Origin of the sequence: Sagittula sp. MA-2 (assembly GCF_030126985.1) — a bacterium.
GTDB lineage: Bacteria > Pseudomonadota > Alphaproteobacteria > Rhodobacterales > Rhodobacteraceae > Sagittula.
This window is the reverse complement of the sequence record NZ_CP126145.1, coordinates 1,303,577-1,325,473: the sequence shown is the minus strand read 5'-3', so window position 1 is coordinate 1,325,473 and position 21,897 is coordinate 1,303,577. Positions and strand designations below refer to the sequence as shown.

Sequence of the window (21,897 nt, the reverse complement as noted above, 5' to 3'; positions counted from 1 at the left end):
CTGCCCCTCAGTTCATGTAGCGCGCGCCAAGCGCATCCGACACCGCCATCAGCCGCTCCGCCACCCCGAGCAGGTCCGCGGTGGTCACGGTCTCCGGCGTGGCGACGGCAAGGTCGGTCTCGAGCCGCAGGAGCGCGCGCGCCGTGTCGCCCATCTGCGTGCCCTCGTAGGGCTGCGGCAGGCGCGCCTGTTCGGCCCTCAGGATCTCCACCTGAGAGAAGATGGAGCGCGGGTTGTCCGGGTCGAGGGCCAGCATGTCCACCACCGTCTCGCGCTGTGCCACCACGGAGTAGCGGCGGCGGTGGGTCATGACGCTGTCGCCGATCTCGATCGCCGCGTCGAGCCCGCCGGGCGGCGCCTCCTCGTCGGCGAAGGCGGCCAGCAGCCGCGCGGTCTGGATGCCGCGTTCGACGCAGCGCCCCATGGTCATGAAGCGCCAGCCGGAGGCGCGGAACATGTTGTCGTTCACAAGCCCCGCAAAGCCCGCGTTCTTGCGCAGGAGCTGGCTCATGGGGCGGGCCATGTCCACGTCCTCCGCCTCTTCGCCCGACAGCGTGCGGGCCAGCGCCGTCACCTCGTTCAGCGCGTACCAGCCGTCGTCGGAGAACCGGTCGCGCACCTTGCCCGCGCAGGTCAGCGCGCTTTCGAAAAGGCGCAGCAGCCCCTGCGGGATCACCTGGTCGTCGTCCATGCCGAGGCCGCTCAGCATGTCGTCGAAGATGTCGAACAGCGGGCTGTGCCCCAGACCGCTGTCGTCGCGCCTCAGCCGCACGGCGCGCAGCGTGCGCATGGCGAACTCGGCCCGTTCGACGTAGCGGCCCAGCCAGAAGAGGTTGTCGGCGGCCCGCGCCGGCAGCCGGGCGGAGCGATAGCGCACGAAGGGCGCGCCGCCGGTGTGGGTCAGGCTGTCGGGTTTCACCGGCTTCCTGGCCACCACCCAGACGTCCGCGACCGATCCGCCGGACTGCATCGCCAGCGCCGTGGGGTCCTCCGTCCGGCCGATGCGGGCATAGCCGCCGGGCATCACCTCCCAGCCCTGCGGGGTGCGCACGGCGAAGGCGCGGATCACCATCGGGCGCGGCAGAAGCTTGCCGTCGATCATCGCGGGCGTCGTGGACAGCGTCACCGCCTCCTGCCCCACGAGGTCGGCGCCGTTCGCCTCCAGCCAGTCGCGGACCGCCATCTGCGCGGTGGAGCGGAACCGCCCCCCCAGCGCCGTCGAGCCGTCCATCTCGAACGGCAGGTCGGTGGACATGGCGGGCGCGATCATCATCCGTTCGAGGTTCTCGCGCACATGCGCCAGCTCGCGCCGCTGGCCGCACCACCATGTCGCGATGTTGGGCAGCTTCAGCGGCGCGCCGGTCACCTGCTCGCAGATCCGCGGCAGGAAGGCCATCAGCGCCCGCGCCTCCAGCACACCCGACCCCAGCGCGTTCAGCATCGACACCGTGCCCGCGCGCAGGGCGGACACCATCCCCGGCGTCCCGATGGCCGAACGTTCGTCCAGCTCCAGAGGGTCGGCAAAGCGCGCGTCCAGCCTGCGCCACAGCACCGACACAGGCTCGAGCCCGTTGATCGTGCGCACCATCAGCCCGTCCGGCGTCACCGTCAGGTCGGCGCATTCCAGCAGCAGCAGGCCCAGGTAGCGCGCGATATAGGCATGTTCGAAATAGGTGTCGGTGTGCTGGCCCGGCGTCAGGATCGCCACCTGCCCGCCGCCCGGCCCCTTCAGCCCGGTCAGGCTGTCGCGGAACGAGCGGAAGAACCCCGCCAGCCGGTGCACGTTGGCCTCCGGGAAGAAATCGGTGAAGGTCCGCGTCGTGGCCATGCGGTTTTCCAGCGCAAAGCCCGACCCCGAGGGCGCCTGCGTCCGGTCGCCCAGCACCAGCCAGCTGCCGTCCGGCGACCGCCCGATCTCGAAGGCGATCATGTGCAGGTAATGCCCCGAACGCGGCTGCACGCCCACCAGCGGGCGCAGCCACTCCGGGTTGTCGGCCACCAGCTGCGGCGGCAGCAGCCCCTTCTTCACCAGGTCGCCCGGCCCGTAAAGGTCCGCCATCAGCGCCTCAAGCAGGTCGGCGCGCTGGATCAGCCCCTCGGCCAGGTCGGCCCATTCGGATTCCGCGATCATCACCGGGATGTGCGACAGCGGCCAGTCGCGCATGGTGGAATCGCTGTCGGTGTACTGCCGGTAATAGACGCCCGCGTCCTTCAGGTACTGGTCGCCGCGCGCGAAATCCGCCGCCAGATCCTCGGGCGAGGTCCTGGCGAGGAACTCGATCATCGGCTTCCAGACCGGGCGCACCGTGCCGTCGGCGCGCAGAAGCTCGTCGGCCACCCCTTCGGGCGGCCGATAGCCTTCGATCGCCTTGAGGCGTGACTTGGCGGCCCTCCCTTCCGCCATGGATCACACCCCCGGCGAGCGGCGCAGGTCCAGCGTCATCGGGAACTCCGGGTGCGGGACCTCGCTTGCGGGCCAGAAGGCGCCGGCCGTGTGGCCGAACTTCTCGAACCGCGCAAGGCGGCGGGCATCGGCCTCGTTGGTGTTGACCGGGAAGGTGTCGTAGTTGCGCCCGCCCGGATGCGCCACGTGATAGGTGCAGCCGCCGATGGACCGCCCCGACCACGTGTCGAAGACGTCGAAGACCAGCGGCGCATCGACCGGCAGCACCGGATGCAGCGCCTCCGCCGGCTGCCACGCCTTGAAGCGCACGCCGCCCACCTTCACGCCGCTCGTCTCCGTCGCGGTCAGCGGCACGGCACGGCGGTTGCAGGTCACCGTGTAGCGGTCGGGGTTCAGCGAGGTCAGCTGCACCTGCATCCGCTCCACCGAGCTGTCGGTATAGCGCACCGTCCCGCCGATGGCGCCACGCTCGCCCAGCACGTGCCAGGGCTCCAGCGCCTGCCGGACCTCGAGGTTCACGCCCTGGTAGGTCACGTCGCCCGCGTAGGGGAAGCGGAACTCGCGTTGCGCCTCGAACCACTCCGGCCGCAGGTCGAACCCGTTGTCGCGCAGGTCGCCCAGCACGTCGAGGAAATCGGCCCAGACGAAATGCGGCAGCATGAACCGGTCATGCAGCTGCGTGCCCCAGCGCACCGGCCGGCCCTTGATCGGGTTCTTCCAGAGCCGCGCGAGGATCGCCCGGATCAGAAACTGCTGGGCAAGGCTCATGCGCGGGTCCGGCGGCATCTCGAAGCCGCGGAACTCCAGAAGACCCAGCCGCCCGGTCGGCCCGTCCGGAGAGAACATCTTGTCGATGCACAGCTCCGCCCGGTGGGTGTTGCCGGTCACGTCGATCAGCATGTTCCTGAGCAGCCGGTCCACCAGCCAAGGCTGGGGCTGCGGATAGTCCTCGCCCGGATCGGGGATCTGCGCCAGCGCGATCTCCAGCTCGTAAAGCGTGTCGTGCCGCGCCTCGTCGATCCGCGGCGCCTGGCTGGTCGGCCCGATGAACAGCCCCGAGAACAGGTAGGAAAGCGCCGGGTGCCTCTGCCAGTAGAGGATCAGAGACCGCAGCAGGTCCGGGCGCCGCAGGAAGGGCGAATCGTGGGTCGTGGCGCCGCCGACGACCACGTGGTTGCCGCCCCCGGTGCCGACGTGCTTGCCGTCGATCATGAACTTGTCGGCGCCCAGCCGCGACTGCCGCGCCTCCTCGTAGACGCCGGTGGTGATGTCGACGCAGTCCTGCCAGTTCTGCGCGGGGTGGATGTTCACCTCGATCACGCCCGGATCGGGCGCCACGCGGATCACGTTCAACCGGCTGTCGGACGGCGGGGCGTAGCCCTCGATGTGGATCGGCAGCCCCAGCTCTGCGGCGGTCGTCTCGGCCGCAGCAAGCAGTTCGAGGTAATCCTCAAGCGTGCCCACCGGCGGCATGAACAGGCACAGCCGCCCGTCGCGCGGCTCCACCGCGATGGCGGTGCGCACGTATCCCAGCGCCGGGTCGACGCCGTCCATGCTCATCGGGTTCTGCCGCGCCTGCCGCCCGCCCTCCTCGGGCTTGACCCCCGACACCGGCTGGCTGCGCTCCTGCGTGACATCGGGCAGCACGTCCGCCTCCTCGGCGGCGATGCGCTCCAGCTCCTCGAGGATCGCCTTCCGGCGGCGCTCAAGTTCCGCGTGGAAGTTCGGCAGCGCCGCGACCGGCACGCTCGGATCGGCGCTGTAGGTATAGGGATAGTCGGAGGCCGGGATATAGGGCAGCGTGCCCAGCGGCAGGCGGAAGCCCACGGGGCTGTCGCCGGGGATCAGGTAGAGATGCCCGCGCCGCGTCTTCCAATGCTCCGACACCCAGGACGACTTCGCCGCCTTCCCCTGCCAGCGCTGGATCGGCAACACGTGACCGGCAGGCTCCGTCAGACCGCGGTTGAAGACCCGCGCGATCCGGGCGCGCGCCTCCGGGTCCTTCAGCTTCGGATCCTCGGGCGTGACGTTGATCGGCAGCCCCGCCTCCTTCAGCACCCATTCGGCGGGGTCCTCGTAGGCCGGCCGGACGAACTCCGGCTCGATCCCCAAGGTCTCCGCGAAGGTCTCCATGAACTTCTCGGAATCGGCGTTTGTCGCGCCCGACTGCGTTTCCGGCGCGACGAGGTCGGGGTTCTTCCAGATCGGCTCCCCGTCGCGGCGCCAGAACAGGCTGAAGGTCCAGCGCGGCAGGGTCTCGCCCGGATACCACTTGCCCTGCCCGTAATGCAGGAAGCCGCCCGGCGCGAAACGCTGCCGCAGGCGGCGGATCAGCAGGTCGGCCCGCATCCGCTTCGTCGGGCCCACGGCGGCGGTGTTCCACTCCGCGCTCTCGAAATCGTCGATGCTGACGAAGGTCGGCTCCCCGCCCATGGTCAGCCGCATGTCCTCGGCCTCCATCACCGCGTCGACCTCGCGCCCCAGCTTGTCGAGCGCCTGCCAGCTCTCCTCGCTGAACGGCTTGGTGATGCGCGGATGTTCCGCGACGCGGTGCACCTCCATCTCGAAGTTGAAGGCGGTCTGCGTGTCCGGATCGCCGGTGAACCCGCCGACGATGGGGGCTGCGTTGGAATAATGCGGCGTCGCGGCCAGCGGGATGTGGCTCTCGCCGGTCAGCAGGCCCGAGGTCGGGTCAAGCCCGATCCAGCCCGCGCCCGGCAGGTAGACCTCGCACCAGGCGTGCAGGTCGGTGAAGTCGTGGTCCGTGCCCGACGGCCCGTCCAGCGCCTTGAGGTCGGGCTTCAGCTGGATCAGGTAGCCCGAGACGAAGCGCGCGGCAAAGCCGAAGCGCCGCAGGATGTTGATCAGCAGCCACGAGGTGTCGCGGCAGGAGCCGGAGCCCTTCTCCAGCGTCTCTTCCGGCGTCTGCACGCCCGGCTCCATGCGGATCAGGTAGTCGATCTCCTGCTCGAGCCGCGCGTTGAGCGCCACGAGGAAATCCACCGTGCCGGTCTTCTCGCGCGGGACGCTGTCGACCCAGGCCTTCACCTTCGGCGTCAGGTCGACCGCCTTGAGGTACTGCGCCAGGTCGCCCGCGATCTCCGCCGGGTAGTCGAAAGGCCACTCCCGCGCGCCCTCTTCGAGGAAGAAGTCGAACGGGTTGTAGACCGTCATGTCCGCAACGAGGTCCACCTCGATCGAGAACTCCGTCACCGGCTCCGGAAACACGAAGCGGGCCATCCAGTTGCCGTAGATGTCCTGCTGGTGATTGACGAAATGCCCCTCCGGCCCGACCTTCAGAGAATGCGAGATCACGCGGGTCCGGCTGTGCGGCGCCGGCCTCAGGCGCACGATCTGCGGCGACAGGGTGACCGGCCGGTCGTACTTGTAATGTGTGAGATGCCGGATGCTTGCGGTGATCGCCATGAGGTGCCTTCCAGGGTGATGTCCTGCCCGACAGATGACCCGCCAGGCGCTCCGATGTAAAGCAAGCCCGCTTTGCTGCGCCACAAATCCGGGCATTCCCGCGACACCCTGCCATCGAAACACGCAGACCCGCCCGCCGCACCCGTCCCGTCCCGATAAGGGTTTCGCCGCGCTGACGCGCGCCGACCCGCGCGGGCTGCGCCCGCGCCGCCTCGGACCAAGCCTCCGCTCCTCCGACCGGATCGCACAGAGCTTGCCACAGCGCCTGTCGCGCTACGCGCGAAGGGGGGCGCTGCCCCGCCGCGCCTGCGGCGCGACTCCCCGAGGTATTTGGACCAAGATGAAGGACAGGCGCCGCGCTTACACCTTCATCTTGGTCCAAATACCTGTGACGACGGTGCCGCCATGCCTGCGGCCGGGCGAAGGCGGGCCCCTTGCGGCAGAAACAGCCACGGGGCGCGGGCAGCCGGTTTCAGGCGACGCGGTCGGGCGGCGCCCTGCCATACAGCGCAGCGGCGAGGTTCTCGAGGGCGCGGAAACCCATGGCCTCCCGCGTTTCCCGGGTGGCGCTGCCGAGGTGCGGCAGAACGACGATGTTCGGACAGTCGAGGAGCCGCGCATCGACCGCCGGTTCGCCGTCGAAGACGTCGAGCCCCGCACCGCCAAGCCGCCCCGCGCCGACCGCCTCGGCAAGCGCCGCCTCGTCGACCACCTCGCCGCGCGCGGTGTTGATCAGGAAGGCGCCGGGCTTCATCAGCGCCAGCCGCGCGGCATTGACGAGGTGCCGGTTCGCAGCCCCGCCCGGGCAGTGCAGCGAGACGAAGTCGCATTCGGGCATCAGTGCCTCCAGGCTCTCGACCTGCCGCGCGTTGCAGGCCCCCAGCACCTCCGGCGCCACGGCAGAACGGTTCTGGACGAGGATCCGCATGCCGAAACCATGATGCGCCCGGCGCGCCATCTCCTGCCCGATCCGCCCGAAGCCCACGATGCCCAGCGTCTTGCCGGTCACCTTCGTCCCCACGAGGTGGGTGGGCCGCCAGCCGGTCCACGCCCCGGCACGGACCTCGCGTTCGCCCTCGCCCGCCCGGCGCGCCGCCATCAGCAGAAGCGTCATGGCGATGTCCGACGTGCAGTCGCTCAGCACGTCCGGGGTGTTCGTCACCACAATGCCGAGCCGTGCCGCAGCCTCCGTGTCGATGTGCGAGAAGCCCACGCCGTAATTCGCCAGCACCCTGCAGCGCGGCGCCTCGATCCCGTCGAAGACCGCGCGGCCCATGGCATCCGTCACCGTGGGCAGGATCGCGTCGTGCGTCGCCAGCGCCTCCCGGAAGGCCGCGGTGTCGAGCGGCCTGTCCTCCGTGTTGAACGTCACGTCGTAGCGCTCCGCCAGCGCGGCCTCCACCGCCTCCGGCCAGCGGCGGCTTACCAGAACCTTCGGTCGCGACATCGCGCTCTCCCTCCTGTCTCGGCCGCGCATGGGTCCTGCCCGGCCATCTTGCCCGCAGGCGCCCCGCAGCGCCGCCCTGCTCCAGACAAACCCCGATGCCGGCGCGCCGTAAACCCAGTCTTTCGGCGCGGCCTCAGTAAAGCCCCGCCACCCTGCCGCGCAGCGCCACCAGCGCCAGCACCGTGTCGATCGCCGGCGTCGCCACCCCCGTCAGCCGGCCCAGCTCCTGGACCGAGGCCACCAGAGCGTCGATCTCCATCGGGCGCCCGGCGTCGAGGTCCTGCAGCATGGAGGTCCGGTGCGCGCCCACCGCCGCACCGCCGTCGATCCGCCGCTCCACGTCGATGGGGAACTTCACGCCCAGCTTCTCGGCGATCTCCTGCGCCTCCAGCATCATCGCCTTCGCCACAGCGCGCGTGCCCGGATCGGTGCACAGCACGTCGAGCGTCGCGTGGGTCAGCGCCGAGATCGGGTTGAACGACAGGTTGCCCCAGAGCTTCACCCAGATCTCGTCCCTCAGCCTCGGCCGCACCGGCGCCTTCAGCCCCGCCGCGGTCAGCGCCTTCGACAGGGCCAGCGCACGCTCCGACTTGCTGCCGTCAGGCTCGCCCAGCGAGAACCGGTTGCCCTCCACGTGCCTGACCACGCCCGGCCGGATCACCTCCGCCGCAGGGTAAACCACGCAGCCCAGCACCCGGTCGGGGCCGAAACCGTCCCACTGCCGGCCGCCGGGATCGACGGTCTCGAGCCGCGTGCCCTCCAGGTCCCCGCCGTGCTTGTGGAAATACCACCACGGCACGCCGTTCACTCCCGAAACCACGCAGGTCCCCGCGCCGATCAGCGGCGACATCGCGTCCACCACGCCGGGCACCGAATGCGCCTTCAGCGTCACGATCACGTAGTCCTGCTCGCCCAGCTCCGCCGCATCCGAAGAGGCGCGCACCGGCACCACCGTCTCCGTCCCCTCCTCGATCAGCCGCAGCCCGTCCGCCTGCATCGCCGCCAGGTGCGGGCCGCGCGCCACCAGCGAGACCTCGGCCCCGGCCTGCGCCAGCTTCGCGCCCATGTAGCCGCCGATGGCCCCCGCGCCAAAGATACATATCCGCATGTCACCCCGTCCGGCCCGCGCCCGACGCCCCTGCTTCTCTGCTTTCCAAATACTCACCCGCGACACCCGCCGCGGGCGTGCCGGTCAGGACACCAGCCCCAGCTTCTCCGCCATGCCGATGCGCTGCATCTTGCCCGTCGCGCCCTTGGGGATCTCGTCGAGGATCACCACCCGCGCCGGCACCTTGAAGGCCGCCATCCGCTCCGTGGCAAAGGCGCGGATCTCCGCCTCGTCCGCCGACATGCCCTCGCGCAGGACCACCGCCGCCGCAACCTCCTCGCCCAGCTTCGGGTGCGGGCAGGCGAAGGCCACGCATTGCGCCACCGACGGGTGGTCCATCAGCACCCCGTCCACCTCCAGCGGCGACACCTTCTCGCCGCCGCGGTTGATGATCTCCTTCAGCCGCCCCGTCAGGAACAGGTAGCCGTCGGCGTCGAAGGCACCCTGGTCGCCGGTGCGGAACCAGCGCCGGCCCTCCGCTTCGAAGAACGACTTCGCGTTGGCCTCCGGGTTGCCCTCGTAGCCCGGCGTCACGTTCGGGCCGGAGATCACGACCTCGCCGGTGCCCCCGGTCAGCCGGTCCTCCGCCTCGTCGGCGATGGCCACCTGCGGCCCCGCCGCGATCCCCACCGCGCCGGGCTTCTGCCGCGACAGCGGGTTGCAGCACATCTGGTGCGCGGCCTCGGTCATGCCGTAGGCCTCCACCACCGGCGCGCCGAAGGTCTCCGCCAGCGCCGTCATGACCTGCGCCGGAAGCGAGGCCGAAGACGACCGCAGGAAGCGCAGCGGCACCTCCGCGATCACATCCGCGTTGCGCCCGGCGCGCGACAGGATCGCCTGGTGCATGGTCGGCACGGCGGTGTACCAGGTGGGCCGCGCCTCCTTCATCATCGCGAAGAAGTTCAGCGCGTTGAAGCCGCCGGTGCAGAAGATCGACGCCCCCGCCGCCAGCGAGGCCGAGACCGCCGCCACCAGCCCGTGGATGTGGAACAGCGGCATCACGTTCAGGCAGCGGTCGCCCGGCTCCAGCGACAGCGAGGCCGCGATGTGACCGGCCGAGGCCGCCACGTTCGACTGCAAGAGCGGCACGATCTTCGGGCGCGAGGTGGTGCCGGAGGTGTGCAGGATCAGCGCCACGTCCTCCGCGCCGGGCATGTCACCCTCCGCCGGCGTGACCTCGCCCTCCGCCGTCAGCGCAAAGACCCCCGCCACCGAGGGGTCCTCCGCCAGCCGCAGCACCGTCAGACCGAAGCGCCGCGCCGCCGCCAGCGCCGGCCCGTCATAACCCGCCTCGAGGATGATCGCCCTGGCCTTCAGGTCCTCGAGATAGAAGGCGAACTCGTCCTCGCGGTAGGCCGGGTTCAGCGGCGCGGTGCAGGCCGCCTGCGCCACGGTGACAAAGGCCGTGGCCATCGCCGCCCCGTTCGGCAGCACGATGGCCACCCGGTCGGACGGCCCGACACCGGCGGCGCGCAGGTCCTCGCGCACCCGCTCCGTCAGCGCCCGGAGGCCGTCGTAATCCAGCCAGTCCCGGCCCGGCCCGCCGATCGCCGGCGCCTCGCCCGGATGTTTCGCCAAGAGCGCGTTGATGGTCGTCATGCCATCCTCCCCTTCCAAGTTCCCCGGCCGGTTCCGGCCCTTGCCCCCGTTCTAGCGGATCACGCCCGCAAGAACAGGCCCCATCGCCCCGCCTGTACCGACGCGCCGCGCACCGCCCGGTCCCGGCGTCCGGACAGCCGCAAACCGAAGGGGCGCAGCCCGAAAGCCCCGCCCCTCATCCGTCCGGCCCGGAAGCCCCTGAGCCCCAGTGCCTCTCTGCCCATGCGCGCCCCCGGCCTACAGCACGACCCGCGCCGCCACGCCCTGCTCCTCCGCCAGCCGCGCCGCGACAGAGGCCACCGCGAGGTCCTGCAGCCCCACGCCCGTCCCGTCGAACAGGGTGATCTCCGCATCGGAGGTCCGGCCGGGGTGCGCCCGGTTGATGACCGCGCCGATGGGCGTGATGTCGCCCTCCGCCAGCAGCCCCGCCGCCACCGCGTGCTGCGCCTCGCCGATACTGACCGATTGCGCCACCTCGTCGGCAAAGACCGTCGCCGCCGCCAGAAGCGCCGCGTCGACCTCCATCTTGCCCTTGGTGTCGGTGCCCATGCAGGCAACATGCGTACCGGGCCGGATCCAGTCCCGCATCAAGAGCGGCTCGAAGGCCGAGGTGATGGTGATGATCACATCCGCCTCCGCGCCCAGCGCCTCCGGCGTCACCGCCTCGAACGGCAGGCCGAGGCTCGCCGCCACCTCCGCCAGCTGCGGCAGCATCTCCGGGTGCGGGTTCCAGGCCACGACCTTCTCAAAGGCCCGCTGCTCCGCCGCCGCCCGCAACTGGAAGGCCGACTGGTGCCCGGCGCCCACCATGCCCAGCACCTTCGCGTCCCGCCGTGCCAGATGCGCGATGGATACAGCCGAAGAGGCCGCCGTCCGCACCGCCGTCAGGTAGTTGCCGCCGACCAGCGCCGAAAGCCGCCCGGTGTCCGGATCGAACAGGCAGACCGTCGACTGGTGGTTGGTCAGCCCGCGGCCCATGTTGCCCGGCCAGTAGCCCCCGGCCTTCACCCCCAGCACCATGCCCGCCCGGTCGAACCCGGACTTGAAGCCGTAAAGTGCGTCGGCATGCCCGATGGCCTCCCGCACCACCGGGAAATTCCGCGCCTGACCCGAGGCCATGGCGGCAAACACCGCCTCGACGGCGGCAAAGGCCTCCCCCCGGCCCACGAGTTCCCTGCAGACCTCCTCGCCCACGATGAGCACCCCATCGCCCTGCTGCGGCGTATCCTTCATGGCATCACCCTCCTGTCTCACCCGCCGGTTCCCCGGCCCTTCGTTTCCCGGCCGCCCCCGCGGTGCCCCCGGCATCCGGGCAGATCGCCAGCCGCCGCCGGCCAGCCTCGGCAAGCAACAGGCGCGGACTCGCCCCCCGCAACCGCGCCAGCCGCCACCGTCCAGCCCAGACGCCGGAACCCCCGACATCCCCCCTTCATCTTGGCAAAAATACCTCCGGGGGGTCCGGGGGGCGGCGCCCCCCGGCGGATCGGGGCGCCCAAGGCGCCCCGAAACCGCAGGCAAAGGCTCAGTACGCCTTGCCGCGCGCCGACACCGGCCAGAGCGTCTCGACCTTGCCCTTGCGCACGCCCACGTACCAGTCGTGCACGTTGCAGGTCGGGTCGCAGTGCCCCGGCACCAGCCGCAGCCGGTCGTTCACCTTCAGCGCGCCCGCCGGGTCCGTCACCACGCCATGCTCGTCCGAGCACTTCACGTATTCCACGTCGTCGCGCCCGAAGACCACAGGCAGACCCGAATCCACCGACTGCGCCTTCAGCCCGGCGTCGACGATGGCCTTGTCCGCCTTGGCGTGGCTCATGACAGAGGTCAGGATGAACAGCGCGTTCTCCCACTCGCCCCGGTCGATCCGCCGGCCGTCGGCGTCGAGGATGCGCCCGTAATCCGCATCCATGAAGGCGTAGGACCCGCACTGCAGCTCGTTGTACACGCCCGAGGCCGTCTCGAAGTAATAGGACCCCGTGCCGCCGCCGCCGACGATGTCGCAGCCGAGGCCCACGGAAGCCAGCCCCTCGACCGCCTCCTTCACCATGGCCACCGCCACGTCGATCTTCGCCTTCCGGTCGGCATAGGCGTCGAGATGCTGCATCGCGCCCTGATAGGCCTGGATGCCGGCGAACTTCAGCCCCTCCGACCCGGCAATCGCCTGCGCGATCTCCACCACCTCGGATGTCGTCGTCACACCGCAGCGCCCGGCGCCGCAGTCGATCTCCACGAGACACTCGATCTGCGTCCCGTGCCGCCGCGCCGCCGCCGAGAGGTCCTCGACGTTCGCAAGGTCGTCGACGCAGCACAGCACCCGCGCGCCCAGCTTGGGGATCTGCGCCATGCGGTCGATCTTCAGCGGGTCGCGCACCTGGTTCGACACCATCACGTCGCGGATGCCGCCGCGGGCAAAGACCTCCGCCTCGCTCACCTTCTGGCAGCAGACGCCGCAGGCGCCGCCCATCTCGATCTGCAGAAGCGCCACGTCCACCGACTTGTGCATCTTGCCATGCACCCGGTGCCGCATCCCGTGCGCCGCCGCGTAGTCGCCCATCTTCCTCACGTTGCGCTCCAGCGCATCGAGGTCGAGCACGAGGCACGGCGTCTGGATCTGCGCCTCGTCCATGCCCGGCAGCGCCGGAATGTCGAACCCCACCTCGTAGTCGTCGAACGTCTTCATGTCCTTCATCGCACCCGTCTCCCTCTGTTTCGTCATCCGCCGCACTCGCGGACTGTCTTGCCACCGGCCGCGCTCGCGGCCTTACCGTCATCCGCCCAAGCCACCGGCCCGGACATCGCCCGGCCCAGCCGCCGGGCGCGACATCCCGTAGGGTGGGCTTTCAGGCCACCCCTGCCCCGGCGGCCGTCAAGGCCACCGCGGGCCCGTCACCCCGCCATCCACGGCAGGCGGTCCAGGTCGACGTTGCCGCCGGTCACGATCACGCCCACGCGCTTGCCCGCGAACCGCGCGCGGTGTTTCAGCACCACCGCCAGCGCCACGGCAGAGGACGGCTCCATCACCACCCTCAGATGCTTCCACGCCAGCTTCATCGCGTCCACGATTTCCGCCTCGGTCGCGGTCGGAATGTCGGTCACGAAGCGCGACACGAAATGCCACGTGTTTTCCTTGAGCGGCACCTTCAGCCCGTCCGCCACCGTGTCGGGGGCATCGTCCGCGATGATCCGCCCCGCCTGCAGCGACCGCGCCGCGTCGTCGGCGTTCTGCGGCTCGGCGGCAAAGACCGCAACCTCCGGCGCGACATTGGACAGGGTCAGGCAGGTGCCCGAGATCATGCCGCCACCGCCGATGGGCGCCACCACGGCCTCCAGCCCCTCCACCTGCTCCAGCAGTTCCATCGCGCAGGTCGCCTGCCCGCAGATCACCCGCGGGTCGTTGTAGGGGTGCACGAACTCGCCGCCCGTCGCCGCCTGCACTTCGGCAAAGACCGCCTCCCGCGAGGTGGTCGAGGGCTCGCATTCGGTGATCGTGCCGCCATAGCGCCGCACCGCGTCCTTCTTGGCCTCCGGCGCGGTGCGCGGCATGACCACGTGGCAGGGAATGCCCCGCCGCCCCGCCGCCCAGGACAGCGACAGCGCATGGTTGCCCGAGGAATGCGTGCACACCCCCTTCTCCGCCAGCGCCGCATCCAGCCCGAAGACCGCGTTGGTCGCGCCGCGCACCTTGAAGGCGCCTGCCTCCTGCAGGTTCTCGCACTTGAAGTGCAGCGCCGCCCCGGTCAGCGCGTCGAGGTAATCCGACCGCAGCACCGGCGTCCGGCGCACATGCGGGCGGATCCGCTCATGCGCTGCGCGCACGTCGTCGATCGTCAGGGCCGAGGCTTCGGTCATCGCATCCAGCATCGCCGCCTCCCGCCTCAGGCCGCGTCGCGCAGGGCGCCCGCGCCCCGGCTCGACCGGTAATGCTCCTGCGCCGCCGCGACCCCGCTGCCCAGCCGCACCGGGTAGCCCAGGTCGGCCATCGCCATCTCCACCGTGGCCAGCCCCGACAGCACCATCACGTCGGTCAGCATCCCCAGGTGCCCGATCCGGAAGGCCTTGCCGTTCAGCTGCCCCAGTCCGACGCCGAAGGACACGCCGTAGGCCGTGTAGGCATGATCGGTCAGCGCGTTGCTGTCGAAGCCCTCCGGCACGCGCACCGCGCTCACCGTCGGCGAGCGAAGCTCGGGCGCGGCCGCGACCAGTTCCATCCCCCAGGCAGAGACGGCGCAGCGCACCCCCTCCGCCAGACGGACATGGCGGGCATAGACGGTCTCCAGCCCCTCCTCGAACAGCATGTCGAGCGACCCGCGCATCCCGTAGATCAGCTGCAGCGGCGGCGTATAGGGAAAGCCGCCCCTGGCGTTGTTCGCCAGCATGTCGCGGAAATCGAAGTAGCAGCGCGGCAGGCGGGCGTGTTCCATCGCCGCCATCGCCTTCTTCGAGACGCAGGTGATCGCCATGCCCGCAGGCAGCATGAAGCCCTTCTGCGAGCCCGACACCGCCACGTCCACGCCCCATGCGTCGAAGTGGAACGGAACGGAGGCCAGCGAGGACACGCAGTCGACGAACATCATCGCCGGGTGGCGCGCGGCGTCCATCGCCCGGCGCACCGCGCCCACGTCGGACAGCACGCCCGTCGCGGTCTCGTTGTGGGTCACCAGCACGACCTTGATCTCGTGGCCCGTGTCGGCGCTCAGGATCTCCTCGAAGCGCGCGGCGGGCGCGCCCTCGCCCCAGGGCACGTCGATCACCTGCACGTCCAGCCCGAAACGCTGGCAGAGGTCGATCCACTTGTGGCTGAACAGCCCGTACCGCGCCACCAGCACCCTGTCGCCGGGCGAGAGCGTGTTGGCCACAGCCGCCTCCCACCCGCCGGTGCCGGAGCCGGGGAAGGTGATGACCTCCCCCTCGGTGGTGCCGAAGACCTTTTTCGTGTCCTCCAGCATCGGGCGGAACACCCCGGCGAAATCGGGGGCCCGGTGGTCCATCGTCTGCGCCAGCATTTTCGCGCGCAGGCGGTCCGGCATGTTGGTCGGGCCGGGAATGAAAACGGGGTTCTGGTTGCTCATGGGATCTCCTCCGGTCGGGCTCAGCATCCGCGATCCGCCCCGCGCTTGCAATTTTCTTGAAAAACATTTTCACTCAGCGGAAAATAGGGGCAAGCCCCTGTTCCGCCTCACGATTCCATTTCTCATTTTCCCGGAACGCCGCAGCGCAGAGAGTTTTTCCGTCCCGCAGGACCCCGGAAACGCCCCCACCCGCGCGACCCCGTGCCACCCGCCACTTCCCCGAAAGGAGCCGCCCATGCCCCCCGAAAGACGCCCCCGCGGCCGCCCCAAGTCCGCCTTCAAGGAAAGTTCCGCCGGCGGGCTGCAGTCGCTCGACCGGGCGCTGATGCTGCTCTCGGCCGTGGCGCGCAGGCAGTCGGCCACGCTCTCGGACCTCGCGCGCGAGACCGACATCCCCACTGCCACCACCCACCGCATCCTCACGACCCTTCAGGCCCAGCGCTACACCGCCTTCGACGAGGAGCGGCAGGAATGGCGCGTGGGGATCGAGGCCTACCGCACCGGCCTCTCGTTCCTTGCCCGCACCTCCGTGGCCGAGGTCGGCCGCCCGGTCATGCGCCGCCTGATGGCCGACACCGGCGAAACCGCAAACCTCGCCGTGCCGGACGGGGCAGAGGTGGTCTTCATCGGGCAGGTCGAGACGCCGAACCCGATCCGCGCCTTCTTTCCGCCGGGCACGCGCACCTCCATGCATGCCTCCGGCACCGGCAAGGCGATCCTCGCCGCGCTGCGCCCCGACCGGCTGGCGCGGGTGATGGAGCGCATCGCCTTCGACGCCTATACGCCCGGCACGCTGTCTACCGAAACGGCCCTGCGCGCCGACCTGTCGGAGACCGCGCGGCGCGGCTGGTCGCTCGACCTCGAGGAGCGGCACCCCGGCATGTCCTGCATCGGCGCGGCGATCCGCGACGAACAGGGGGAGCCCTGCGCCGGCATCTCCGTCTCCGGCCCCACGGCGCGCTTCTCGCCCGACCGGGTGGCGGAGCTGGGCACCGCGGTGCGCGAGGCGGCGCGCGAGATCACCGAACTGTCGGGCGGGCGCTGGGCCTGAGCGGTCTCGGCGCGCTGCCGCGCGCCGATCCGCCGGGGGGCTCCGCCCCCCGGACCCCCGCCCGCCGGGGGCTCCGCCCCCGGACCCCCGGAGGTATTTGGACCAAGATGAAGGGAGCGGGGTGCGGCGTATGCGGGCGACGTGCCTGCGGCCGGTGGCGGCGGGCTGCCTGCGGCTTGGGCATTTCCTGTGGGGTGCTGCCGGCGCGGCGCGCGTGACGCTTGCCGTCACGGCGGGGAGTGTCCTAGGCTCCGCGCCATGCAAGCCACGTTTTCCCGCCGCGACCTGATCGCCCCGACCCGCCTGCGCGCCCTGATGCAACGCTCCGACCTGCGCGGCGCGCTGCAGCTTGGCAGCCACTTCGCCGCCATCGCCCTGACCGGCACGCTGCTCTGGACCACCTGGGCAAGCCTCTGGTCGATCCCGCTCTTCATGGCGCACGGGGTGCTTCTGAACTTTCTCTACGCCGGGCAGCACGAGCTGTCGCATGACACCGTCTTCCGCACCCGGCGGCTGAACGAGATCTTCGGGCGGCTGATCGGATTCCTGATGATCTACCCCCGCGATTTCGACAAGATCCAGCACTGGGCGCACCACCAGCACACCCAGAACTGGGAGAAGGACGGCGAGCTGACGCGCGAACCCTACACGCTGAAGACCTACCTGTTGTGGTTCTGGGGCGTCACCTACTGGCAAAGCCGCGTCGCGCGGATCGTGCGGTTCTCGCGCGGGATCGTGCTGGAACCCTACATCCGCCCCGAGCAGCACGCGCTGGTCATCCGCGAGGCGCGCATCCATGCCGCGCTTTATGCCGCCGTGGCCGTGCTGTCGCTTGTCACGCAAAGCTGGGCCGCCGTGCTCCTGTGGCTGGCGCCGATGGTGGTGATGAAGCCGGTCCACCAGTTGCAGAACACCATCGAGCACCTTGGCCTCAGCCACGAGGACAACATCCTCGAGAACACCCGCTCCACCCGCACCAACGCGGTGATGCGCTGGCTCTGCTGGCAGATGCCCTATCACACCGCGCACCACAGCTTTCCCGCCGTGCCCTTCTGGCAGCTGAAGGACCTCGACGGCGAGATGAAGAAGAACGGCGCCGCGCCGCACGCCATGGGCTGGATCGAGTTCCAGGTGGAGGTGATCCGCAAGCTCTCGGCCAAGTCGGAGGCGGACTACCCTTATGACGAGGTCTGGATCGTGCCGCGCGGCAACGGCACCAGCGCGCGGATCGAAGCGGCGTGACGCTGCAGGTCTTCCAGTCGCTCTGGGCAATGTCTCCGCACGACCAGAGCGGCGAAACCCTGCCCTACGACGCGATCTGCGGCATGGTGAAGGACGCGGGCTTTCACGGGCTGGCGATCGACCTCGGCGCCGCCGACGTGCAGACCGCCCACGACGTGCTGCCGCACATCCGCCACCACGGGCTGGTGCCGCTGATCGTGGCCTTCCCCCGGTCGGTGCCCGCCCTGCGCGACACGCTGAAGATGGCGAAGGATTTCGGCTCGCCCTTCGTGAACCTCATCGGGCAGGTCTTTCCGCTGAGCACCGCGGGCGCCATCCCCGTGGTGCGCACCTGGATCGAGATGTCGGAGGAAGAAGGCGTCCCCGTGCAGTTCGAGACGCATCGCAACTGCATCACCAATGACCTTTTCACCACGCTCGAACTGATCGACGCCGTGCCGGAGATGCGGCTGTCCGGCGACCTGTCGCATTACCTCGTGGACCGGGAATGGAAGCTGCCGCTGGGCGCCTTCGAACGTGGCCTTCTGACCCGCATCCTGCAGCGCTGCGACAGCTTTCAGGGCCGGGTCGCCAGCCGCCAGCAGATCCAGCTTCAACTGGACTTCCCGCAGAACGCCAAGTGGCTGGAGCTGTTCACCGCGATCTGGCGCGAGGGCTTCGGCCATTACAAGGCCGTGCACCCCGAGACGCCGCTGACCTTCCTGTGCGAGCTTGGCCCGCCGGAATACGCGATGACCGACGCCACCGGGCGCGAGATGTCGAACCGCTGGCAGGAGGCGCTGCGGCTGAAGGCGCTGGCCGAGGGGCTCTGGGCGGAGGCCTGAGGGGCGGGTGCCAAAGGTTAATTGCAAACGAAGGGTGAATGCCGCGCCCCTGCACAAAGGTTACCAACCGGCCGGAAACGGGGGCCGAACCGGCCGGTTTGCCTCATAACATCCGGTTAATTGGTGGCTGGCGGCGTTAACCCGTTGTGGCGGGGCCGTTGCGCCCCCGCCAGATCTTGCGGCGCGCGCTGCCTTAAGCATCGGGCGCAACCTGCACGTTTCGTTCAGAAAACCCGGTCGGAAGGGGTTCTCAACCCGGCTTGCCGCAGATACATCGGCGCGGGCGGGGAGCGTTGCCCGCACTTCAGGAAACACTCGAAGTGTTTCCTTCAAGGAATTGTATTGAAACGATAAAGGAAACCTGAACGGCCCGCACCTCCGGTCACCTTTTCAAGCGACCGGAGACCGCAGCCAGTGCCGCCTTACCGCCCCGATTTCTGCGCCGCGGCACGCATCTGCGAAAGGGTCACCCGCGGCGTCAGCGCCTCCTCGGAAATGTCGAGGTCGAGCACCGCGCCCGTCTCCGAAGCGAGCGCCCTGTCGAAGGCGGCGGCAAAGTCCTCCGTCCGGGACACCCGCTCTCCGTGGAAACCGTAGGACCGGGCCAGCGCCGCGAAGTCCGGCGAGACCATCGTGGTGCCCGACACCCGCGCCGGGTAATGGCGTTCCTGGTGGGCGCGGATCGTGCCGTAGATGCCGTTGTTCAGGATCAGCACCACGGGCTGCGCCCCGGCCTGCGCGGCGGTGGCGAGCTCCTGGCTGGTCATCTGGAAATCGCCGTCCCCGGCAAAGCAGACAACGGTGCGGTCGGGGTGCGCGACCTTGGCCGCGATGGCCGCCGGCAGCCCGTAGCCCATGGCCCCGGACTGCGGCGCCAGCAGGCGCTGGGCCCCGCCGTAACGGAAGAAATACCCCGGCCACACAGCGAAGTTCCCCGCCCCGTTGGTCAGGATCGCGTCGTCCGGCAGGACCTCCGCCAGGTGCGCCATGACCTTGCCCATGTCCACCGGCGAAGGCTGCTCCGGCAGCTCGAATCCCGCCTCGAAGGCCGCCCGTGCCTCTGCCCGCCAGGTGCCGTCGCGCGGCCCCAGCGGACCCGCCGCCACCAGCGCCTCCGCAAAGGCGGACGGGTCGGCATGGACGCCCAGCGCGGGGCGGTAAACCTTGCCCAGTTCGCCGTCGCTGCCATGCACGTGGATCAGCGTCTGTTCCGGGTCCGGCACCTTCAGCAGCGTGTAGCCCCCGGTGGAATTTTCCCCGAATCTCAAGTTGATAGCGAGGATGACGTCGGCCTCCCCGATCAGCTTCCGGGTGGAGGGCCACATGCCCACACCGGAATGTCCGCAGAACGCCGGAGAGTGGTTGTCGAACATGTCGAGATAGCGGAAGACGGCCACGGCGGGGATGTCGTTCTCCTCCGCGAAACGGCGCAGCGCGGCCTTGCCGGCCTCCGTCCAGTTGCTTCCTCCGAAGAACAGGAGCGGCCGTTTCGCGCCCTGCAGGATCTCGCGCGCCCTGGCCACCGCCGGGCCGGAGGGCGCAGGCGGCAGGATCTCGACCGGGCCTGAAATCGCGGGCGCGTCGGTTTCGGACGACAGCATGTCCTCCGGCAGGGCGATGACCACCGGACCGGGCCGCCCGGTCGTGGCCACGGTCCAGGCGCGCGACACGATCTCGGGAATGCGCTCGACGCGGTCGATCTCCACCGCCCATTTCGCCATGGTGCCATAGACCGCGGGGTAGTCGACCTCCTGGAAGGCCTCGCGCCCCATCATGTCGGTCGCCACCTGCCCCACGAACAGCAGCATCGGCGCGCTGTCCTGCCGGGCGGTGTGCACCCCGATGGAGGCATTGGTGGACCCCGGCCCGCGCGTCACCATGCAGATGCCGGGGGTGCCGGTCAGCTTGCCCCAGGCCGCCGCCATGAACCCCGCGCCGCCCTCGTTGCGGCACAGCACGTAGTCCAGCGCGCCTTCGGTATCGTGCAGCGCGTCGAGCACCGCGAGATAGCTCTCCCCCGGCACGCCGAACGCCTTGCGCGCGCCCAGTGCCACGAGGCACTCCACCAGAAGCCTGCCACCATGCCGCATGAAACCGCCCTCCCCGATCTGTTCCGGCGCCACCTTTGCCCGTCCGGAACCGGAGTGCAATCCCAATGGCTTATACGGTCAGGCGATCAGAGCGCGGGCCATACCGGTCGCGGCGCGCACACCGTCGACCAGGATCAGCCGGGTCTCCTTCTGCGCCCGCGCCATCAGCCCCACCATGCCGCCGCATCCCAGCGCCACGGCGCCCACGCCGTCCTCCGCTTCTGCGGCAAGGATCTCGTCGATGATCCGCGGTTCGGCCTTCTCGACCTCCAGCACCGGCACACCGCTGGCGCGGATCCGGCCCAGCGACGGGGCAAGGCCGTAGCTGGCGACGTTCTCCTCCAGCACCGGCACCGACACGTCGAGCGTCGTCACGACCGAGAACCGCCCGCCCACCGCCGCAGCCAGGTGATAGGCCGCCTGCCCGATCCCGATTACCGGGCAGCGCGCCAGCTTCTGCGCCTCCGCGATGCCGGTGTCGTCGAAGCAGCCGATCAGGATCGCCTCCGCCCCGTCGCGGCAGGCCTTCTGCACCAGTTCCAGCATCGGCGGCACGGCGGCATCGCCATCCTCGCGCCCCTGGATCGAGGGCGGCCCGCCGTGCGAGGTCCAGCCCTCCACCTTCATCCGCCCCGCGACATCCTGTGCAACGGCGGTCATCGCCTCGGTCATGAGGACGGTGGAATTGGGATTGATGAGGACGATCATACCATCCCCTTGCCGGCATCCGACCCGGCCTTCGCCTTGCGGCGCGCGGTCAGCGTCACCAGCAGCAGGAAGACCCCGATCATCAGGAAGGAGAACACCGTCGTCAGTGTCCCCAGCGCATAGAGCACAGGCGTCGTGACGTTCGTCGTCATCCCGTAGATCTCCAGCGGCAGCGTGTTGTAGCTGCCCGCCGTCAGAAGCGTGCGGGCGAATTCGTCATAGCTCAGCGTGAAGCCGAAGAGCGCCACACCGATCAGCGATGGCCCGATGATCGGCAGCACCACATGGCGAATGGTCTGCCACGGAGTCGCCCCGAGGTCGCGCGCCGCCTCCTCGTAGGATTTGTCGAAGCGGTTGAAGACCGCGAACATGATCAGCAGGCCGAAGGGCAGCGTCCACGTCAGCTGCGAGCCGAAGCCGGAGGACGCCCAGTGCACCTTCATCCCCGATTGCGAGAACATCAGCCCGACGCCCAGTGAGACGAGGATCGACGGGATCACCAGCGAGGTGATGATCAGGTAGAACAGCAGCCCAGAGGCCGGGAACCGCGACCGGAAGGCCAGCCCGCCCATGACGGACACCACCACGGTCGTCACCATGACCATGAACCCCAGCGCAAAGGACCGCCGGAAGCTGCCCCAGATGTCGCCCACGGCCTGCTGCTCGAACAGGTCCTTGAACCAGTAGACCGACGTGCCGTTCATCGGGAAGGTCAGCCCGCCCTGGGGCCCCTGGAAGGACAGGATGGCGATGGTGATCGTCGGCCCGTAGAGGAACAGCAGGAACAGCCCGAAAAAGGCGGCAAGCACGTAGAAGGAGCGCGGACGCGGTTCCATGGGTCAGGTCCTCCGGGACTTGGTCTGGGACTGGGGCTTGGACCGGGCCGCACGGGCCGGGCTCTCATGTGCCGCAATGGCGGGCGGCAGGGCCGG

The 21,897-nt window shown here is 69.8% G+C and carries 15 protein-coding genes; 3 read left to right on the top strand and 12 right to left on the bottom strand.

The window, feature by feature from the left end; translation table 11 throughout:
- Nucleotides 1-7: 7 nt before the first annotated feature.
- The 9 genes from QNI11_RS06670 to bhcA all read right to left on the bottom strand — a co-directional run bounded on the left by QNI11_RS06670 (nt 8) and on the right by bhcA (nt 15,050).
- Nucleotides 8-2,404: a circularly permuted type 2 ATP-grasp protein gene (locus QNI11_RS06670; protein WP_283982816.1), complete on the bottom strand. Its 2,397-nt coding sequence runs from the start codon at nt 2,402-2,404 to the stop codon at nt 8-10.
- Between the two features lie 3 nt (nt 2,405-2,407).
- The gene (locus tag QNI11_RS06665) at nt 2,408-5,830 is read right to left on the bottom strand and encodes a DUF2126 domain-containing protein (protein ID WP_283982815.1); all 3,423 of its coding nucleotides are present in this window, start codon (nt 5,828-5,830) and stop codon (nt 2,408-2,410) included.
- Between the two features lie 472 nt (nt 5,831-6,302).
- Nucleotides 6,303-7,277 carry a D-glycerate dehydrogenase gene (locus tag QNI11_RS06660; RefSeq protein WP_283982814.1) on the bottom strand — a complete coding sequence of 325 codons (975 nt, stop codon included), beginning with the start codon at nt 7,275-7,277 and terminating at the stop codon, nt 6,303-6,305.
- 133 nt (nt 7,278-7,410) lie between these two features.
- Nucleotides 7,411-8,385: a 2-dehydropantoate 2-reductase gene (locus QNI11_RS06655; RefSeq protein WP_283982813.1), complete on the bottom strand. Its 975-nt coding sequence runs from the start codon at nt 8,383-8,385 to the stop codon at nt 7,411-7,413.
- An 84-nt stretch (nt 8,386-8,469) separates the two neighbouring features.
- Nucleotides 8,470-9,984 (bottom strand): acyl--CoA ligase, encoded by a 1,515-nt coding sequence (locus QNI11_RS06650; RefSeq protein WP_283982812.1) that lies wholly within the window; start codon nt 9,982-9,984, stop codon nt 8,470-8,472.
- A 237-nt stretch (nt 9,985-10,221) separates the two neighbouring features.
- The gene (bhcD, locus tag QNI11_RS06645) at nt 10,222-11,217 is read right to left on the bottom strand and encodes an iminosuccinate reductase BhcD (protein WP_283982811.1); all 996 of its coding nucleotides are present in this window, start codon (nt 11,215-11,217) and stop codon (nt 10,222-10,224) included.
- Between the two features lie 289 nt (nt 11,218-11,506).
- Entirely contained in the window at nt 11,507-12,670 is a 1,164-nt protein-coding gene (bhcC, locus tag QNI11_RS06640) for a 3-hydroxy-D-aspartate aldolase BhcC (RefSeq protein ID WP_283982810.1), read from the bottom strand.
- Between the two features lie 197 nt (nt 12,671-12,867).
- On the bottom strand, nt 12,868-13,842 hold the full coding sequence (bhcB, locus tag QNI11_RS06635) for a beta-hydroxyaspartate dehydratase BhcB (RefSeq protein WP_283982809.1): 975 nt from the start codon (nt 13,840-13,842) through the stop codon (nt 12,868-12,870).
- Between the two features lie 14 nt (nt 13,843-13,856).
- Complete coding sequence (gene bhcA / locus QNI11_RS06630; RefSeq protein WP_283982808.1) at nt 13,857-15,050, bottom strand: L-aspartate--glyoxylate aminotransferase BhcA; 1,194 nt, start codon at nt 15,048-15,050, stop codon at nt 13,857-13,859.
- Nucleotides 15,051-15,285: 235 nt separating this feature from the next.
- Here bhcA and QNI11_RS06625 point away from each other — a divergent pair, with 235 nt between their 5' ends.
- The 3 genes from QNI11_RS06625 (at nt 15,286) to QNI11_RS06615 (ending at nt 18,167) form a co-directional block, all read left to right on the top strand.
- Nucleotides 15,286-16,101 carry an IclR family transcriptional regulator gene (locus tag QNI11_RS06625; protein WP_100927279.1) on the top strand — a complete coding sequence of 272 codons (816 nt, stop codon included), beginning with the start codon at nt 15,286-15,288 and terminating at the stop codon, nt 16,099-16,101.
- 258 nt (nt 16,102-16,359) lie between these two features.
- Nucleotides 16,360-17,343, top strand: coding sequence for a fatty acid desaturase (locus QNI11_RS06620; RefSeq protein ID WP_283982807.1), 984 nt, complete (start codon nt 16,360-16,362; stop codon nt 17,341-17,343).
- On the top strand, nt 17,340-18,167 hold the full coding sequence (locus QNI11_RS06615; RefSeq protein ID WP_283982806.1) for a sugar phosphate isomerase/epimerase: 828 nt from the start codon (nt 17,340-17,342) through the stop codon (nt 18,165-18,167). Before QNI11_RS06620 ends, QNI11_RS06615 begins: the two co-directional genes overlap by 4 nt.
- A 422-nt stretch (nt 18,168-18,589) precedes the next feature.
- On the opposite strand, the gene QNI11_RS06610 is transcribed toward QNI11_RS06615, so the two are convergent.
- From QNI11_RS06610 to QNI11_RS06600, 3 genes are all read right to left on the bottom strand, one after another.
- The gene (locus QNI11_RS06610) at nt 18,590-20,257 is read right to left on the bottom strand and encodes a thiamine pyrophosphate-dependent enzyme (RefSeq protein WP_283983486.1); all 1,668 of its coding nucleotides are present in this window, start codon (nt 20,255-20,257) and stop codon (nt 18,590-18,592) included.
- Between the two features lie 78 nt (nt 20,258-20,335).
- Nucleotides 20,336-20,965 carry an aspartate/glutamate racemase family protein gene (locus tag QNI11_RS06605; RefSeq protein ID WP_100927282.1) on the bottom strand — a complete coding sequence of 210 codons (630 nt, stop codon included), beginning with the start codon at nt 20,963-20,965 and terminating at the stop codon, nt 20,336-20,338.
- On the bottom strand, nt 20,962-21,801 hold the full coding sequence (locus QNI11_RS06600) for an ABC transporter permease (RefSeq protein ID WP_100927283.1): 840 nt from the start codon (nt 21,799-21,801) through the stop codon (nt 20,962-20,964). The genes QNI11_RS06605 and QNI11_RS06600 overlap by 4 nt, the downstream gene beginning before the upstream one ends.
- Nucleotides 21,802-21,897: the final 96 nt, after the last annotated feature.

What these genes read in the sequence shown, in the direction of transcription:
- QNI11_RS06670 (WP_283982816.1), bottom strand. Translation starts at nt 2,404, where the DNA reads ATGGCGGAAGGGAGGGCCGCCAAGTCACGCCTCAAGGCGATCGAAGGC.
- QNI11_RS06665 (WP_283982815.1), bottom strand. Translation starts at nt 5,830, where the DNA reads ATGGCGATCACCGCAAGCATCCGGCATCTCACACATTACAAGTACGAC.
- QNI11_RS06660 (WP_283982814.1), bottom strand. Translation starts at nt 7,277, where the DNA reads ATGTCGCGACCGAAGGTTCTGGTAAGCCGCCGCTGGCCGGAGGCGGTG.
- QNI11_RS06655 (WP_283982813.1), bottom strand. Translation starts at nt 8,385, where the DNA reads ATGCGGATATGTATCTTTGGCGCGGGGGCCATCGGCGGCTACATGGGC.
- QNI11_RS06650 (WP_283982812.1), bottom strand. Translation starts at nt 9,984, where the DNA reads ATGACGACCATCAACGCGCTCTTGGCGAAACATCCGGGCGAGGCGCCG.
- bhcD (WP_283982811.1), bottom strand. Translation starts at nt 11,217, where the DNA reads ATGAAGGATACGCCGCAGCAGGGCGATGGGGTGCTCATCGTGGGCGAG.
- bhcC (WP_283982810.1), bottom strand. Translation starts at nt 12,670, where the DNA reads ATGAAGGACATGAAGACGTTCGACGACTACGAGGTGGGGTTCGACATT.
- bhcB (WP_283982809.1), bottom strand. Translation starts at nt 13,842, where the DNA reads ATGCTGGATGCGATGACCGAAGCCTCGGCCCTGACGATCGACGACGTG.
- bhcA (WP_283982808.1), bottom strand. Translation starts at nt 15,050, where the DNA reads ATGAGCAACCAGAACCCCGTTTTCATTCCCGGCCCGACCAACATGCCG.
- QNI11_RS06625 (WP_100927279.1), top strand. Translation starts at nt 15,286, where the DNA reads ATGCCCCCCGAAAGACGCCCCCGCGGCCGCCCCAAGTCCGCCTTCAAG.
- QNI11_RS06620 (WP_283982807.1), top strand. Translation starts at nt 16,360, where the DNA reads ATGCAAGCCACGTTTTCCCGCCGCGACCTGATCGCCCCGACCCGCCTG.
- QNI11_RS06610 (WP_283983486.1), bottom strand. Translation starts at nt 20,257, where the DNA reads ATGCGGCATGGTGGCAGGCTTCTGGTGGAGTGCCTCGTGGCACTGGGC.
- QNI11_RS06605 (WP_100927282.1), bottom strand. Translation starts at nt 20,965, where the DNA reads ATGATCGTCCTCATCAATCCCAATTCCACCGTCCTCATGACCGAGGCG.
- QNI11_RS06600 (WP_100927283.1), bottom strand. Translation starts at nt 21,801, where the DNA reads ATGGAACCGCGTCCGCGCTCCTTCTACGTGCTTGCCGCCTTTTTCGGG.